Below are 14,050 nucleotides of genomic sequence, written 5' to 3'. Positions count from 1 at the left end.
ATACCTGTCGCCGGTCCGGGCGATACCCGATCGGGTGTCGCTAGGCGGTGGTCGCGAAGGCGTCGATGATGCTGGCGCGGTCCCGGCCCGATGCGAGCAACAGATGCAGGAGAACCCGCGCCTTGTAAGGGTCGAGCGCGCCGGCCGGGATCAGCCCGCGCGAGAGCAGGTCGGCCTCCGCGCCGGGGTAGCCGTAGGTGTGGGTCAGCACCGGGCCCGCCCCGATCCGGGACGCGAGCACGGTCGGGATGCGCGCGGCGATCTCGGTCAGCGTGTCCACAGTGGCGGCCGGCACGTGGCCCACGCCGAAGGCGGCGACGACGAGGCCGTCCAGGCCATCGCCCGCCCGGCGCAGCGTCTCGCCGTCGTCGCCGAGGACGACCGGAAGCACCGCGGTGCGGGGATTCCGGACCGTCGGATCGAGTCGTCCGACGTCGTGCCGAAAGGGCCGGTTGAGGATGCGGGCACGGCCCTCGGCGACCAGTCCCACCGGCCCGGTGTCCGGCGACCGGAACGCCGCCGGGCTGATCGTGTGGGTCTTGCGAACCCAGCGGGCGGCGTGGATCTCGTCGCCGAGCACGACCAGGCAGCCCAGCCCGCGTGCCGCCGGCGAGGCCGCCACCCTCGCGGCGGCCAGCAGGTTGGCCGGGCCGTCGGCGCCGGCCATGGTCGGGTTGCGCATGGCGCCGGTGACGACGAGCGGCATCTCGTTGGTCCACAACAGGTCGAGGGCGAACGCGGTCTCCTCGATCGTGTCCGTGCCCTGGGTGACGACGACGCCGTCCACGTCCTTGTCGCCCGCGGCGTGGGTCAGCGCGACCAGATCGGCGAAGCCGAGGCCGGCGCCGGGCAGACGGCGGAAGTCGGTCACGTCGAGGCTGATGCCGGAGTCCGCGAGGCCGGGCACGGCCGCGATCAGGTCGGCGGCGCCGAGGGCCGGGACGACACCACCCCCGCCGGGCGCCGCGGTCATCGCGATCGTGCCGCCCAGCGTGAAAACCGCGACGTTGCCCATGGGGCCGAACTTAACTCAGTAGCGAAGCGAGCACCTCGGCGTGGCTGTGTTCGACGTCCTTGGTGGCGGTGAGGATCGTCAGGGGGCCGGCCTTCTCGAGCTCCCTGATCCGGTTCAGCGCCGCCGCCTGCTCCGGGTCCTTGAGCTCGGCCAGATAGCGCTTGCGGAACTCGCCGAACTTGGCCGGGTCGTGGCCGAACCACTTACGCAGTTCAGTGGACGGGGCCACGTCCTTGATCCACTCGTCGAAGCTGCCCTTGGCCACTCCACGCGGCCACACCCGGTCGACCAGCACGCGCGTGCCGTCGCCGGGCTCGATCTCGTCGTACACCCGCCGCAACCGCATGCCTTGAACCTATGCGGGACGGCCGCGGGGCGTGGCTCATCACGGCCGTTCGACCCGCACCGGGTCGCCGCGCACCAGCTCGTCGTGGATGTGCCAGAGCGCCGTGTCGCTGGACCGGTTCACCGAGTCGTCGGCGCGGGCCAGGCGGTCGCGGAGCTGGCACAGCGCCAGCCGGCGGTTCTGGCTGAACTGGCGCTCCGTGTCGACCACCACGACGGCGCCGGACGGTCGGTGGGTGGCCCGCACCGCGGTGCTGGCCTTGTTGCGGTGCTGACCGCCCGGGCCGCCCGTTCGGCACGCGACGATCTCGACGTCGGCCTCGTCGAACGCCGTGCGGGCGCGGTCGAGATCGCAAGGCCGGGCGACCACGTACCAGTTCTTGCGGTTGGTGCCGGGGCGGTACGGGCTCGGCGCCTGCCAGCACAGCGTGCCGGTCCAGCCGGCGATGAACCGGTCAACCTCCGCGCCGGAGATCCGGATGATGATCGACCGGTATGTGCCCGGTCGATCGGCGGGCACCACCTGGACCCGTTCAGTGGTGAGCCGCCGCCGCGCCGCCTCCCGCTCGAGGCGGACCGTCAGCTGGGCCACTGCCCAGGCGCACTCCTGTGGACCGCGACCGGCCGAGATGAGCAGGTGCGTCATGACCGCCACCGCTCGAACGCCGGCTCGCCGCCGCCGGCATCCGGGTGCGCCTGACCGGCGGCCCGCCGCCGACCGGCGAGCCGCTCGGCGGTCTTGTAGGTGACCAGCGGCGCCGTCGTCGCGATCGGGGTGGCCAGTCCGTGCTCGGCCAGGTCGCCGACCACCTGCTCGATCCGCTTGTAAGCGGTCGGCGCCTCCTCGAACAGCAACTGGCGGTCGCCGCAGACGACGACGGAGCCCAGCGGGGTGCGGCGCAGCTCCTCGACGGTGTGCTTGGCTTTGCCACGGCGCAGCGCGTCGGCCCGCGACATCTTGCGCCCGGCCCCGTGCGCGACCGAGTGGTTGGCCTCGGGGCCGGCGTGCGCGGCGACGAGGTACGAGAGGGTGCCGCGCGTGCCGGCGATGAGCACGTCCCGCCCGTCGCCCGGAGCAGCGCCCTTGCGATGCAGGTAGGCGCCGTCTTCGCGTACCTCGACCAGGTTGTGGCTCAGGTCCACGATGGGGTCGGTCACCGGCGCGCCGATGGCCCGCAGCACCCGCTCGGCGATCAGCCGCCGGTTCAGCGAGCCCCATCGCACGGCCAGGTCGTGCTGGGCCAGATAGGCCGCCGGGTCGGGCGCCGGGCCCGCGCCGTGGCGCTCGGTGTGGGCGCGCAGGATCCGCTCGCCGAAGCCCCGGGAGCCACTGTGGACGATCAGCACGAGGCTGTTCTTCGCGAGCCCGAGCCGGTCGGCGTGGGCCGGTTCGAGGACCGTGTGGATCCGGGCCAGCTCGGCGAAGTGGTTGCCACGGCCGACGGTGCCGAGGCTCTCGACGTACCCGCCGGGAATGTCGTCCTCCTCCTCGGGATCCAGCGGCTGGTCGAGGTCGGGGAAGCGCCGCGCCAGCTGCTCGGGCACGGCGCGCTTGAGGGCGACGGGGAACACGGCGATGCCGCACCCGATGTCGGAGCCGACCAGGTGCGGGTAGAGCACGGTCGACAGCATGGCGGCGCCGATCGGCGCACCCTTGCCGGGATGCAGATCGGGCATGCCGGCGACGTGCAGCATGCCGGCGAGCCCGGCCACGTGCCGACACTGGTCGACGGCGTCGGACTCGATCCAACTGCGGGACGAGGCGAACACGGTCACGGTCGCCTGGAGATGCGCGGAAGACACGGACGCTCTCTCTTCACGGGAAGGAGGTAACGGGGAAGCGCGCGGTGCGCGGCTGTTGAGGGTGCTGCCCGTCAGAACGTCATGGATCAACTGTCAGCGAAGACGCCGCGGTGGGCAACTGATTAACCGGTCAACTCCGTTGTGCCGTCGGCGTGGACGGTCCAGGTCTTCGCCGCGCAGAACGGGTCGTCGAGGCGGGCCACCACCCGGCCGGCGGTCAGCGCCGTCACCTTGCTGGAGTCGCACTCGTCGTCGACCCGGATGCCCAAGTCGCCGCCGGCCGGCGCCACGAACCGCCGCTTCTCGCCGCCGGTCGACACCTCGATCGTCAACGGCGCCGCCTGCTCGTTGCGTACCTCGAGCTCGGGATCGGGCGCCCCCTTGCTGAACGGTGGCCCGACCGCCCACAACCAGAGCCCGCACGCGGCCACCAGCGCCAGGGCCAAACCGAACAGCCATCGCCGCGTCACCCAGTCCTCCATAACTCGATCCGGCCGGCCACGTCACTGTCCGCGGGTCTCCGTACCACGTGCGGTGAACTAAGGTCCCCGTCTATGGACATGCTGAGGGGCGACAAGATCGCCGAAGCCAATCTGACCGACTGGCGCAAGCTGGCCCAGGGACTGCATGCCCGCTATGTGGTCGACGACTTCGGCGCCGCCGCGCGGTTCGTGGCTGCGGTCGGCGAGGCGGGCGACGCGCTCAACCATCATCCGAGTGTGTCGATCGGCAAGGGCTACGTCGACCTCAAGCTGGTCAGCGACGACGCCATCTACCGCGACGGCGAGGGCACCGAACACGTCGTCCAGTGGGTGACCCAGCAGGACATCGACCTCGCGCGGCGGATCACCGAGATCGCCGCCGACCACAAGGTCGACGCGGACCCGGGCGCGGTCAGCATGATCGAGCTCGGCCTCGACACGGCGCGGTCCGCGACCATCGCCCCGGTGTGGGCGGCCCTGCTGACGGGCAAGGCCGAGTCCCAGGGCCACGGTTCCCCCAGCGACGAGATCCGGGACGCCACCGGGCGGGTGCCGAACCTGTGGTTCGGGGACGCCGACGAGACCTCGAATCAGCGGTTCCACGTCGAGGTCTATGTGGCGCCCGAGGTGGCCGAGCAACGGATCGCCGCCGCCGTCGCCGCGGGCGGGACCGTCGTCGACGACAGCGACGCGCCCGCGCTCACGGTGATCGCCGACCAGGACGGCAACCAGGGAATCATCTGCGTCGACGTTTCGGCCGCGAACCGCTGAAGCCCCGCGACTGGCGCCCCCGGCTGCGCGCCACCTCGTTGGGTGGCGTGGCGGTCGGCACCGGCGTCACGAACCGACGAGGTGCTGGCTTGGACGATCGAGGGACAGGTCGCAACAGACGAGTACGGCACGCCGGCGCGGTCCGAGCCGGGCGAGGCACAGGTCCCGAACTCTGACGTGTGTCTCCATGGTGTGGACGGTGCAATGCGAGGCTGCGTTACGTACGCGACGGCGGTGAGGTGTTCGGCGGGCATCGCCCGCGAATATGCCCGGTCGGCGACCGGCTGGCCGCCTTCGCCGAGCGGCGGTGAGCCGAGATGCGGCCCGCAGGCTGCGGTACGCGGCGGCCGGTGCTTCCGAGGTGAGCGCTTGCCGGTCGTCAACGCCTCCACAGTGGTTGATCTTCGCTGAGTCGTGGCGTCAGCACCCCCGAGAGTAGGGACGTGATCGCATCGACGCCGGCCGTCGACCTGAAGGAGAGACTGACGTTGCGGAGCGCGCGACGCGCGGCAGAAGAGCGCACGTGATCTTGCCGAAGGAGGTGCGCAAATACCTGCGGACGCAGCAGCGTGTCCATCCAGCCTTTCCCGGCCGGTCAGACCGCTGAATCACCACCGCGGCGGGGGAGGAGGCTCCCTCCTCGGGGGGAGGTGGCCCGGCGCCACTACGCGAAGACTCACGTCCATGGACGACATCGAAGTTGCTGGCCCGCCCCGATGGGCGCGAATCGCTGGAACGGTCGGCTGGATGGCACCCATCCTCGGTTTCGTGCCCCTGCATCTACCCTGGATCTTCGGGATACCCTTTCTCGCTCACCCGAAGAGCTTCGACGCCTGGTACCACGGCCGCAGCAACGGCACGGAGAGTCTTCCGGACGGCATCTTGGGCATACCCGCCGGAGGGTTCTACCTTGCCGTGCTGATGCTGCTCGCCATTCTCGGGGGCATACTCTCACTGGGCCTCATCAGCCCTTGGGGGCTCGTCTATCCACACTGGATACCACTGCTCGGCGGACGCCGGGTTCCAGCATGGTTCCCGCTTACACCGACCGTGCTCGGCTCCGCTCTGATGATCGGCTACGCACTCACCCTTCCCGTCCAGATTCCCCGTGCCATCGCCGAGGCGAGCCCCGCTGATCCGTTCACGATCACCGGCGCGCTGGTCGGCCTGCCCATCTTCCTGGCGTGGATGGTGGCGCTCCCCCTCGCTGGCTGGTCGTACTTCCGACGTACCCGCCAAGCAACCCTCTGGTGTGAGGGAGGTTTCCTGGGCGATCGATGAAGATGGTGGGTTTTTGTGATTATCGAAGATGCACACGCTGCTCGGCCTGGTTGGTTCGCCACGCTAACAGCCGGCGGTACGCGTCCATGCCGTCCGGCACCCAGGTCCATTCGGTGAGCCGCCGTTCCAACTCCTCGACGGTGAGGAACGCGTGCCAGGCGACCTCCTCGGCCTGTGGGTCGACCGGCAACGCACACCGTATCTCGTAGACAGCGGACCACCATGCGTGCTCGGGGGTCTCGTAGAGGAATTTGAACAGCGGTACGGGCGCGGGCAGCCCCGGCACTCCCAACTCCTCCTCGGCCTCGCGCAGTGCTGCCTCGTCGTACGATTCGCCCGTGCCGACCACGCCGCCGACGAACATGTCGTACAGCGATGGGAAGACGAGCTTCCGTGCGGTGCGGCGGTGCACGAAGACGCGCCCCTGCGCGTCTCGTGCTAGCACGAACACGCAGCGGTGCCGCAATCTGTGGGCGTACGCCTCCTTGCGCGGCGCCTGCCCAACCACCCGGTCGTGCTCGTCCACGATGTCCAGCAATTCGTCCGCCGAGAGCGGCGACTGGTCAGCCATAAGGACATCCAACAGCAGTCGTGCGGCGCGAGGGCCGGTCGGCCCTCCAAGCGTGACGAGCGGTTCGCGGCAAATCAGTGCGGCGACAGTGACGTGCGGCATGCTGAAAGAGTGGTAGGGCAGGAGCTTCCGCCGACGCGGGAAGAGATTGATGAGTGGTTAACCGCCGTGCTGGACGGCACACGCACCCGTGACCAAGCAGACCGGTGGGCCGCTCAATGGCACAGGCCCCCAGCCGATCGCCTGGTCCTTGACGAAGTGGTCTGGTGGGCGCTCGACCTTCTCCATGGAATCGATGCGCCCGACCTGGGCGGTGCCTTTCTGCATGACGACGAGCAGGTGGAGCGTTGGCGGGGGGAGTTTCGCCGCCGCTGTCAGGTGTCGCCGGTTCATGGCTCGGCTTGACCAAACGCGACCGTCATCCTGCCCAGCACCCGTTGTCCGCGGCAGATCAGTGCGTGCCGTGGTTCCGGCCTCCACCTGAGGACAGGCGCGGCCGGTGCGCGCTGTGAGCCTTCGGCTTTGATCGCATCAGATCTGCAATCGCAGACGTCGCCGGTACCGGGCGTCGATGCACCGGGCCGCGCACCTGATCGTATGATCGCGCCGCGCCCGGCCGGTGTGGCGATCAATCGGTGGTCAGTGCGGCGGCCAGAGCGGGCAGGCGGCCGAACGCGCGGGCACCGGCTACGTGGTCGACGTAGTCGCGGGACTCGACGATCTCGCCGTCGCAGACCCGCACGACGAAGATGCACGGCATCGTGAAGGGGCGGCCGTCGACCATGCCGGCGTACCGGAACTCGAAGATCACGACTTCGGGATCGGCCGTCGTGTGCACGTGGTCGTCAACGACGTCGTAGCGCTGGACGCCGGTGGGGCGGGTGCCGGCGGAGAAGTGTTCGCGCAGCGCGGCCCGGCTGCGCAGCGGGGTGTCGCCGAGCGGGTTGAGGGGGTGCCGCACGTCGGTGTGCTCGGCGTAACAGGCGGCCAGTTCGTCGAACTGTGCCACCTCTTCGGCCGTAGTGAGGCCGCCGCGCATGATGCGGCAGACCCCGGCGGCCACGGTGCGGACGGTCTCCTCGGGTGTACGCATGGTCCCTGCCCTTCAGCGAAGTCTGGACTCCGTTTACTGTAGCGAAGTCGGCACTTCGGTTAAAGTGCTCGCATGCGCCAGGATGCACGGGAGAACCGCGAGCGCATCCTCAGCGCCGCCGACCACGTCTTCGGCACGCGTGGCGAGGCCGGCTCGACCGAAGAGGTGGCGCGGCTGGCCGGCGTCGGTATCGCCACCGTGTTCCGGCACTTCCCGACCAAGGAGGCGTTGGTCGAGGCCGCCCTGGTGCGGCACTTCACCGGCCTACTCGACCGCACCCGGGCCGCAGCCAGCGCGCCCGACCCGTCTGCGGCGCTGTCCACGCTGATCCACGAGATGATCCAGAGAGGCGCCAGCAAGCTCACGCTGGCCTCAATGCTGGGCGGCGATGCCCCCCCGGCCATCGTCGCGGTGTCGTCCGAACTCAAGTCGGCGGTCGACACGGCGCTGCGCCGCGCCCAGGCCGCCGGCAGCGTCCGGCCGGACGTCGGTGTCGAGGAGCTCTACTTGCTAATCCGCGGCCTGGCCCAGACCGCCGCAGCGACGCCGGTTCCGGCGGCCGTGCTCGATCGCGCTGTCGAGGTCATCCTGGACGGCTTCGCCATCCGATAATTCCGGCCAGTCCAGACATGAGCACATGCACGCTCATCGGCATGAGCGGATGTTGCGGTGGGTGCGCCGGCTGGTTGCCCGCGGGCGTCGCCCGCCGACGAGCACGAGACCCCCGGGGCAGCGGTCTCACGTCGAGGCCTGTGTAGCGACGGCGCCGACCGCCGTGGGGTCTGGGGCTCGAGCCCCAGGGGGGAATCAGCACCATCTCCTCTCTCGCGCGCGAGAGAGGAGATGGTGCCCCCGGCAGGATTCGAACCTGCGACACACGGTTTAGGAAACCGATGCTCTATCCCCTGAGCTACGAGGGCGCGAGTGAAGAGTGTACCGACTTGGGCGGTCGTGGTTCCCGCATGTCAGCCCCGGGTCTTACATCCGCGGGCCGACTCGCTCTCACCTGCGGATACCTACCATCGACCGCATGACCGCCACCGTCGCGCACCGGGGATCCTCGGCCGCTCTGTCGTGGGTCGCCCTGGCCGCGTACCCCCTTGCTCTCGCTCTTGCCGTTGTCAGCCTCAATGATCCCCTGACCGGCCCGGCGATCGCGCTGCCCGTCGTCGTGCTCGGGTTGCCCGCGATTCTGCTGCCGCGGTGGCCTCTGGTCGGGTTCGTCCTGCTGCTGTTCGGCGTGGTCGGCCTCGCGCCGCTGGGGCCGACCGGGCTCGTCGGCGGTCTCCAGGCAGTGGTGCTCGACGTGGCGGTCGCCTACCTGGCCGCCACCCGGTCGCGGCTGGCCGCCGGTGGCGCGGCGGTGACCGCCCTGGTCGCCCAGGTCGCCGCGGCGGCGCTCTACCTCGACGGCGGCGCTGACTATGTCAATGTCGTGATCGCCCTGCTCCTCGGCGTGGTGGTCGCCTGGCTCGCGGGCACCGCCGTCCGGCAGCGGCGCGACTACAACTCTGCCCTGCTCAGCCGGGCCGCCGCCGAGGCGGTCACCAAGGAGCGCCTCCAGATCGCGCGGGACCTCCATGATCAGGTCGCGCACAGCATCGGCGTGATCGCCATCCAGGCCGGCGTCGGGCGACGGGTGATCGAGACGCAGCCCGAGGAGGCCCGCAAGGCGCTCGACACGATCGAGACCGCCAGCCGGGAGACGCTCGCCGGGCTCCGCCGCACCCTGGTCGCGCTCCGGCGCAGCGACGACGCGCCGGCCGCCACGCCGGGCCTGGCCGAGCTCGGGCAGCTGGTGACCGCCACCGAAGCCGCCGGCGTCCGGGCCGAGGTGCGGATTTCGGGGGAGCAGCGGGCGTTGCCGGCCGACATCGACGTCGCCGCCTACCGGATCATCCAGGAGGCGCTCACCAACGTCGTGCGGCACGCTCAGACCACCAACTGCACGATCATCATCGAGTACGCACTAGACGTACTCACCATCGTCGTAAGCGACGCCGGCCGGGGCGGCACCGACGCGGGCACCGGCTACGGCCTGCCCGGCATGCGCGAGCGGGCCGCCCTCCTCGGCGGCGAGCTGACCGCCGGCCCGCGCGCCGAGGGCGGCTTCGAGGTCCGCGCCGTCCTCCCGATCCCGGCGGACGCGCCATGACGGAACGTATTCGGGTGCTGCTCGCCGACGACCAGCCCCTCGTCCGGGCCGGGCTGCGGGTGTTGATCTCGGATACCCCGGACCTGACCGTGGTCGGGGAGGCCGGCACCGGCGTCCAGGCCGTCCACCTCACCCGGGAACTGGCCCCAGACGTCGTGGTGATGGACATCCGGATGCCGGTCATGGACGGCATCGCCGCCACTCGCATGATCGTCGAAGGCGGCTCGCCCGCCCACGTGATCATGTTGACCACGTTCGACGACGACGACAACGTCTACGGCGCCCTTCGGGCCGGGGCCGGCGGGTTCCTGGTCAAGGACATGGCGCTCGACGACATTCTCGACGCCGTGCGGGTGGTCGCCGCCGGTGACGGGCTGATCGCACCCAGCGTCACCCGCCGACTGATCGCCGAGTTCGCGGGCCGCCCGGCCACGCCGGCGAAGGTCATCCCGGTGGAGGGCATCACCGAGCGTGAGCGGGAGGTGTTGACGCTGGTCGGGCAGGGGCTCTCCAACACGGAGATCGCCGAGCGGCTGGTGATCAGCGTGGCCACGGCGAAGACGCACGTCGCGCGGCTGTTCACGAAGCTGGACGCGCGGGACCGCGTACACCTGGTGATCATGGCTTATGAAATGGGACTTGTGACCACATTCCGGTGACGCGTTATGGTGGATGGGCCGGCCGAGAGGCGCTGCGACGGACCACCGGGTCCGCCACGCTCGGTCAGGCCCTTTGATTCCCAAGGGCGCCTCCTGATCACGGGAGGTGCCTAAATGCACGCCCAGACCGTCAACGGTGTCGAGTTCGCCGTGCGCGACCTCGACCTCGCCACCTTCGGCCGGCACCAGATCCGCTTGGCCGAACACGAGATGCCCGGCCTGATGGCGCTCCGCCGCGAGTTCGCCGACCAGCAGCCGCTGCGCGGCGCCCGGATCGCGGGCTCGCTGCACATGACCGTGCAGACGGCGGTGCTGATCGAGACGCTCGTCGCGCTCGGCGCCGATGTCCGCTGGGTCTCCTGCAACATCTTCTCCACTCAGGATGAAGCGGCGGCCGCGGTCGTCGTCGGTCCTAACGGGACGGTTGACGCACCCGCCGGCACGCCGGTGTTCGCCTGGAAGGGCGAGACGCTGGCCGAGTACTGGTGGTGCACCATGCGACTGTTCGACTTCGGCGACGGGCAGGGCCCGAACCTGATCGTCGACGACGGCGGCGACGCCACGCTGCTGGTGCACAAGGGTGTCGAGTTCGAGGCGGCGGGCATGGTGCCGGCGGCCACAGAGGACGATCACGAGGAGTACCGGCTGATCCTGGAGACCCTCCGGACCAGCATCGCCGAGGACGGCCAGCGGTTCACCCGGATCGCGGCCGGCATGCGCGGCGTCTCCGAGGAGACCACGACCGGCGTAACGCGGCTCTACGAGCTGGCTCGGGCGGGGACCCTGCTGTTCCCGGCCATCAACGTCAACGACTCGGTCACGAAGTCCAAGTTCGACAACAAGTACGGCATCCGCCACTCGCTGACCGACGGCCTCAACCGGGCCACCGACGTGATGCTGGGCGGCAAGCTGGCCGTGGTCTGCGGCTACGGCGACGTCGGCAAGGGCTCGGCGGAGGCGTTGCGGGGCCAGGGCGCCCGCGTCGTCGTCACCGAGATCGACCCGATCTGCGCGCTGCAGGCGGCGATGGACGGCCTGCAGGTCGTGCGACTGGACGACGTGGTCGAGACGGCCGACATCTTCATCACCACGACCGGCGGCGTCGACATCATCAGCGCCGACCACATGGCGCGGATGAAGCACAACGCGATCGTCGGCAACGTCGGGCACTTTGACAACGAGATCGACATGGCCGGTCTGGCCCGCGTACCCGGCGTCGTCAAGACCGAGGTCAAGCCGCAGGTGCACGAGTGGCGCTTCCCGGACGGGCACGCGATCCTGGTGCTCTCCGAGGGCCGGCTGATGAACCTGGGCAACGCGACCGGGCACCCGAGCTTCGTGATGTCGAGCTCGTTCGCCAACCAGGTGCTGGCGCAGCTCGAACTCTGGCAGGGCGAGTACGCCACCGGCGTCTACGTGCTGCCCAAGCACCTCGACGAGAAGGTGGCCCGGCTGCACCTGGACGCGCTCGGCGTGCGGTTGACCGAGCTGTCCAAGAAGCAGGCGGAGTACCTCGGCGTGCACGTCGAGGGTCCCTACAAGCCGGAGCACTACCGGTACTGATCGTCTGCTGTTCGCGGCGGCCCGGGTCCCTTGTGGACCCGGGCCGTTCGCTCCTACTTGGCCGGGCTGATGAGCCGAAGCCAGTCCTGCGCTTCCTGGGCGACCGCGTCGAGCCGGATCTCCGGGCGCATCAACGGATAGACCCGACCGACATTCCACGACCGCTCGTACGGCGGTGGGTCCAGCACGACGATCCGCCGGCCGGCGACGGGCTCGATGTCGACGGGCCGGCCCTCGTTCCAGATCCACTTTCCGCCCGCGTCGACGAGGTTGAACTGGCCGTGGATCGGCCCCGCCGGCTCCAGCGGCCCGTCAGTGGCGGCGGCGACCCAGTCCGGCTGCGGTGGCGTACCCGGGAGGTGGCCGCCGCCGATCAGCAGGTGCGCGAGCAGGGTGTGCAGCTGGAAGTTGTCGCCGACGCCGCTGATGGTGACCTCGAAGACCTTGCCGGAAGCCCGATCGATGACGACGAGCGGCTCGTCGTCGAGCACGAGTAGCAGCCCGAGCAACCACTGTGCCGCGTCGATCCGGTCAGGTGCGACGGATGCCGCCTCGATCAGTCGCTGCCGCTGTGGGAGCGCGGCGCGGCCGGCCTTCTGCTGCAACGGGAGCAGGAGCGCCGGGATCCATTCGTTGACGGTGAACCACGACTGGGTCACCGCCGAGGCCTCGTCCATGTCGAGGTTGCCGGCGGCCGCGACGCGCTCGACGATCGCCTTCGCGGTGGCGCTGTCTGTTGGTTCCGCGGCGTCCGCGTCGGCGAGCTCCGGGAAGCGGGCCGCTTGCTCCAGGCCGACCGCGACCCGTTCCGCCAGCACGTCGAGGGCGGCGGTCGGGTCGGCGCCGGCTTCGACCAGGCCGCCGGCGAGGGCGGCCATGTTTGCGCCGTGGCCGAGCGGGACCCGGGCCAATCCTGGCCGGAGCGCGTGCAGCGCCTCGGTCAGCTGGGCGGGCTCGGCACGGGCGGCTTCTTTGACGATGGCCTTGAACGCCTTCCTCGCGGCGCCCTCGTCGTGCTGGTCGATCGCCTCCGCCAGCGCCGTGCACAGGTCGGCCAGGGATTGCTTGCGGTTCCATCGCATCGGGGAATGGTACGGGTCGGCCGCCCAGCCCTTCCGTCGACGGCCGCGCGCCTCTTGCGGCGGTTGCCGTGCTGCCTGTGCCGTGCTGCCTGTGCCGTGCTGCCTGTGCCGTGCTGCCTGTGCCGTGCTGCCTGTGCCGTGCTGCCTGTGCCGTGCTGCCTGTGCCGTGCTGCCTGTGCCGTGCTGCCTGTGCCGTGCTGCCTGTGCCGTGCTGCCTGTGCCGTGCTGCCTGTGGCGTGCTGCCTGTGCCGTGCTGCCTGTGCCGTGCTGCCCGTGCCGTGCTGCCCGTGCGGCGCCGCCCGCGTCGCGACGGCCTAGCGGCCGTTTTCTGCGATGGCCGCAACTTCCGCGCCGCGATGGCCGCGCCGTCCGTGGGTGATGGTCGCAGCGTTGTCGCCTCTTATGCGCGTGGTCAGCCGGACATCGCGCCGGTGCACCAACTCGAGTCAAACCCTCCCATTGCCGACGCGACGGAGCGCCACACCACGCGTGTCCAAGCCTGGCCGCCGGCAAGGCCGACGATGGTCAGACAGGTGAACCGATTCGGCGCATGGTGATCGTGCTGATGTCCACGCCCTCGGGCTGGTTCAGCGCCCACACAATGCTGGCCGCGACCTGGTCCGCGGTCAGGTAGCCGCCAGGCCGGTCCGCCGGCGGTCCGCCGATCGGCCCGAAGAAGTCCGTCTCCGTGCCGCCGGGCGAAACGAGCGTGACGCCGATCCCCTTCGCGCTCACCAGTTGCCGCGTATTGCCGGCCAAACCGGTTAAGGCCCACTTCGTCGCACCGTAGATGTTGCCCGGCGTGTGCAGCAGGCCCGCGACGCTGCCGACCAGGACGATGCGGCCGCGGGCGGCGGCGAGATGGGGGAGCGCGGCCCGGATCAGCGCCGCCGGGCCGAGGACGTTGGTCAGCACCATGTCGCGCCAGCCGTCGGGGTCGCCGTCGTCGAGGCCGTCGTGGGTGGCGTACCCGGCGTTGGCGACGATGTTGTCCAACCGCCCGAACTTGCCCACCGTGCTGTCCACGGCCGCCTGCACCTCGGCGGGCACCCCGCTGTCGGAGACGAGCGTCAGCGCCTCGGGGTTGTCGTCAGCGAACCGGTTCAGCTTGTCGGCCCGGCGGCCCGTAACCGCGACGCGCTGACCGAGGGCAAGCAGCTGCCGCGCGGTTGCGGCGCCGATGCCCGCGGATCCTCCGGTGATCAGGGTGACTGTCATGCCGCGGACCAT

General features: G+C 70.4%; 15 protein-coding genes, 1 tRNA gene and 1 riboswitch. Of the genes, 6 read left to right on the top strand and 10 right to left on the bottom strand.

Annotation, left to right across the window (positions count from 1 at the left end):
- Positions 1-40: 40 nt before the first annotated feature.
- The 5 genes from O7635_RS05840 to O7635_RS05820 all read right to left on the bottom strand — a co-directional run bounded on the left by O7635_RS05840 (position 41) and on the right by O7635_RS05820 (position 3,633).
- On the bottom strand, positions 41-1,015 hold the full coding sequence (locus O7635_RS05840) for an asparaginase (RefSeq protein ID WP_278079383.1): 975 nt from the start codon (positions 1,013-1,015) through the stop codon (positions 41-43).
- A 10-nt stretch (positions 1,016-1,025) separates the two neighbouring features.
- A complete protein-coding gene (locus tag O7635_RS05835) occupies positions 1,026-1,361 on the bottom strand; it encodes a DUF488 family protein (RefSeq protein WP_278079382.1) in 336 nt (111 codons plus the stop codon).
- Between the two features lie 39 nt (positions 1,362-1,400).
- Positions 1,401-2,006: a peptide chain release factor H gene (gene prfH / locus O7635_RS05830; protein WP_278079381.1), complete on the bottom strand. Its 606-nt coding sequence runs from the start codon at positions 2,004-2,006 to the stop codon at positions 1,401-1,403.
- On the bottom strand, positions 2,003-3,163 hold the full coding sequence (locus tag O7635_RS05825; RefSeq protein WP_278079380.1) for an RNA ligase RtcB family protein: 1,161 nt from the start codon (positions 3,161-3,163) through the stop codon (positions 2,003-2,005). The genes prfH and O7635_RS05825 overlap by 4 nt, the downstream gene beginning before the upstream one ends.
- A gap of 122 nt (positions 3,164-3,285) precedes the next feature.
- Entirely contained in the window at positions 3,286-3,633 is a 348-nt protein-coding gene (locus O7635_RS05820; protein ID WP_278079379.1) for a hypothetical protein, read from the bottom strand.
- An 84-nt stretch (positions 3,634-3,717) separates the two neighbouring features.
- Here O7635_RS05820 and O7635_RS05815 point away from each other — a divergent pair, with 84 nt between their 5' ends.
- Both O7635_RS05815 and O7635_RS05810 read left to right on the top strand, forming a co-directional pair.
- Positions 3,718-4,416 (top strand): VOC family protein, encoded by a 699-nt coding sequence (locus O7635_RS05815; protein WP_278079378.1) that lies wholly within the window; start codon positions 3,718-3,720, stop codon positions 4,414-4,416.
- 684 nt (positions 4,417-5,100) lie between these two features.
- Positions 5,101-5,697 (top strand): hypothetical protein, encoded by a 597-nt coding sequence (locus O7635_RS05810; RefSeq protein ID WP_278079377.1) that lies wholly within the window; start codon positions 5,101-5,103, stop codon positions 5,695-5,697.
- A 19-nt stretch (positions 5,698-5,716) separates the two neighbouring features.
- Here the strand turns inward: O7635_RS05810 and O7635_RS05805 are convergent, their stop codons facing one another.
- Together O7635_RS05805 and O7635_RS05800 are read right to left on the bottom strand one after the other, a co-directional pair.
- Positions 5,717-6,370 carry an NUDIX domain-containing protein gene (locus O7635_RS05805; protein WP_278079376.1) on the bottom strand — a complete coding sequence of 218 codons (654 nt, stop codon included), beginning with the start codon at positions 6,368-6,370 and terminating at the stop codon, positions 5,717-5,719.
- Between the two features lie 526 nt (positions 6,371-6,896).
- Complete coding sequence (locus O7635_RS05800) at positions 6,897-7,361, bottom strand: nuclear transport factor 2 family protein (protein WP_278079375.1); 465 nt, start codon at positions 7,359-7,361, stop codon at positions 6,897-6,899.
- A 72-nt stretch (positions 7,362-7,433) separates the two neighbouring features.
- Here O7635_RS05800 and O7635_RS05795 point away from each other — a divergent pair, with 72 nt between their 5' ends.
- Entirely contained in the window at positions 7,434-7,973 is a 540-nt protein-coding gene (locus O7635_RS05795; protein WP_278079374.1) for a TetR/AcrR family transcriptional regulator, read from the top strand.
- A gap of 232 nt (positions 7,974-8,205) precedes the next feature.
- On the opposite strand, the gene O7635_RS05790 is transcribed toward O7635_RS05795, so the two are convergent.
- Positions 8,206-8,281 (bottom strand) — tRNA-Arg (locus O7635_RS05790).
- A 110-nt stretch (positions 8,282-8,391) separates the two neighbouring features.
- Between O7635_RS05790 and O7635_RS05785 the strand changes: the two genes are divergently transcribed.
- The 3 genes from O7635_RS05785 (at position 8,392) to ahcY (ending at position 11,738) form a co-directional block, all read left to right on the top strand.
- Positions 8,392-9,516 (top strand): sensor histidine kinase, encoded by a 1,125-nt coding sequence (locus O7635_RS05785; RefSeq protein ID WP_278079373.1) that lies wholly within the window; start codon positions 8,392-8,394, stop codon positions 9,514-9,516.
- The gene (locus tag O7635_RS05780) at positions 9,513-10,175 is read left to right on the top strand and encodes a response regulator transcription factor (RefSeq protein WP_278079372.1); all 663 of its coding nucleotides are present in this window, start codon (positions 9,513-9,515) and stop codon (positions 10,173-10,175) included. Before O7635_RS05785 ends, O7635_RS05780 begins: the two co-directional genes overlap by 4 nt.
- 18 nt (positions 10,176-10,193) lie before the next feature.
- Positions 10,194-10,274: riboswitch (S-adenosyl-L-homocysteine riboswitch) on the top strand.
- A 15-nt stretch (positions 10,275-10,289) separates the two neighbouring features.
- Positions 10,290-11,738 (top strand): adenosylhomocysteinase, encoded by a 1,449-nt coding sequence (ahcY, locus tag O7635_RS05775; protein WP_278079371.1) that lies wholly within the window; start codon positions 10,290-10,292, stop codon positions 11,736-11,738.
- A 53-nt stretch (positions 11,739-11,791) separates the two neighbouring features.
- Here the strand turns inward: ahcY and O7635_RS05770 are convergent, their stop codons facing one another.
- Entirely contained in the window at positions 11,792-12,820 is a 1,029-nt protein-coding gene (locus O7635_RS05770) for a hypothetical protein (protein WP_278079370.1), read from the bottom strand.
- Between the two features lie 525 nt (positions 12,821-13,345).
- Positions 13,346-14,038, bottom strand: coding sequence for an SDR family NAD(P)-dependent oxidoreductase (locus O7635_RS05765; protein ID WP_278079369.1), 693 nt, complete (start codon positions 14,036-14,038; stop codon positions 13,346-13,348).
- Between the last annotated feature and the right edge of the window lie 12 nt (positions 14,039-14,050).

The sequence above is a fragment of the Asanoa sp. WMMD1127 genome (assembly GCF_029626225.1).
Classification (GTDB): Bacteria; Actinomycetota; Actinomycetes; order Mycobacteriales; family Micromonosporaceae; genus Asanoa.
This window is presented reverse-complemented; position numbering and strand designations above follow the sequence as displayed.

Bases quoted from the DNA above. Each gene is read 5' to 3' on its own strand.
- ahcY (WP_278079371.1), top strand. From the start codon at position 10,290: ATGCACGCCCAGACCGTCAACGGTGTCGAGTTCGCCGTGCGCGACCTC.
- O7635_RS05835 (WP_278079382.1), bottom strand. From the start codon at position 1,361: ATGCGGTTGCGGCGGGTGTACGACGAGATCGAGCCCGGCGACGGCACG.
- O7635_RS05785 (WP_278079373.1), top strand. From the start codon at position 8,392: ATGACCGCCACCGTCGCGCACCGGGGATCCTCGGCCGCTCTGTCGTGG.
- prfH (WP_278079381.1), bottom strand. From the start codon at position 2,006: ATGACGCACCTGCTCATCTCGGCCGGTCGCGGTCCACAGGAGTGCGCC.
- O7635_RS05770 (WP_278079370.1), bottom strand. From the start codon at position 12,820: ATGCGATGGAACCGCAAGCAATCCCTGGCCGACCTGTGCACGGCGCTG.
- O7635_RS05810 (WP_278079377.1), top strand. From the start codon at position 5,101: ATGGACGACATCGAAGTTGCTGGCCCGCCCCGATGGGCGCGAATCGCT.
- O7635_RS05815 (WP_278079378.1), top strand. From the start codon at position 3,718: ATGGACATGCTGAGGGGCGACAAGATCGCCGAAGCCAATCTGACCGAC.
- O7635_RS05805 (WP_278079376.1), bottom strand. From the start codon at position 6,370: ATGCCGCACGTCACTGTCGCCGCACTGATTTGCCGCGAACCGCTCGTC.
- O7635_RS05840 (WP_278079383.1), bottom strand. From the start codon at position 1,015: ATGGGCAACGTCGCGGTTTTCACGCTGGGCGGCACGATCGCGATGACC.
- O7635_RS05765 (WP_278079369.1), bottom strand. From the start codon at position 14,038: ATGACAGTCACCCTGATCACCGGAGGATCCGCGGGCATCGGCGCCGCA.
- O7635_RS05800 (WP_278079375.1), bottom strand. From the start codon at position 7,361: ATGCGTACACCCGAGGAGACCGTCCGCACCGTGGCCGCCGGGGTCTGC.
- O7635_RS05780 (WP_278079372.1), top strand. From the start codon at position 9,513: ATGACGGAACGTATTCGGGTGCTGCTCGCCGACGACCAGCCCCTCGTC.
- O7635_RS05795 (WP_278079374.1), top strand. From the start codon at position 7,434: ATGCGCCAGGATGCACGGGAGAACCGCGAGCGCATCCTCAGCGCCGCC.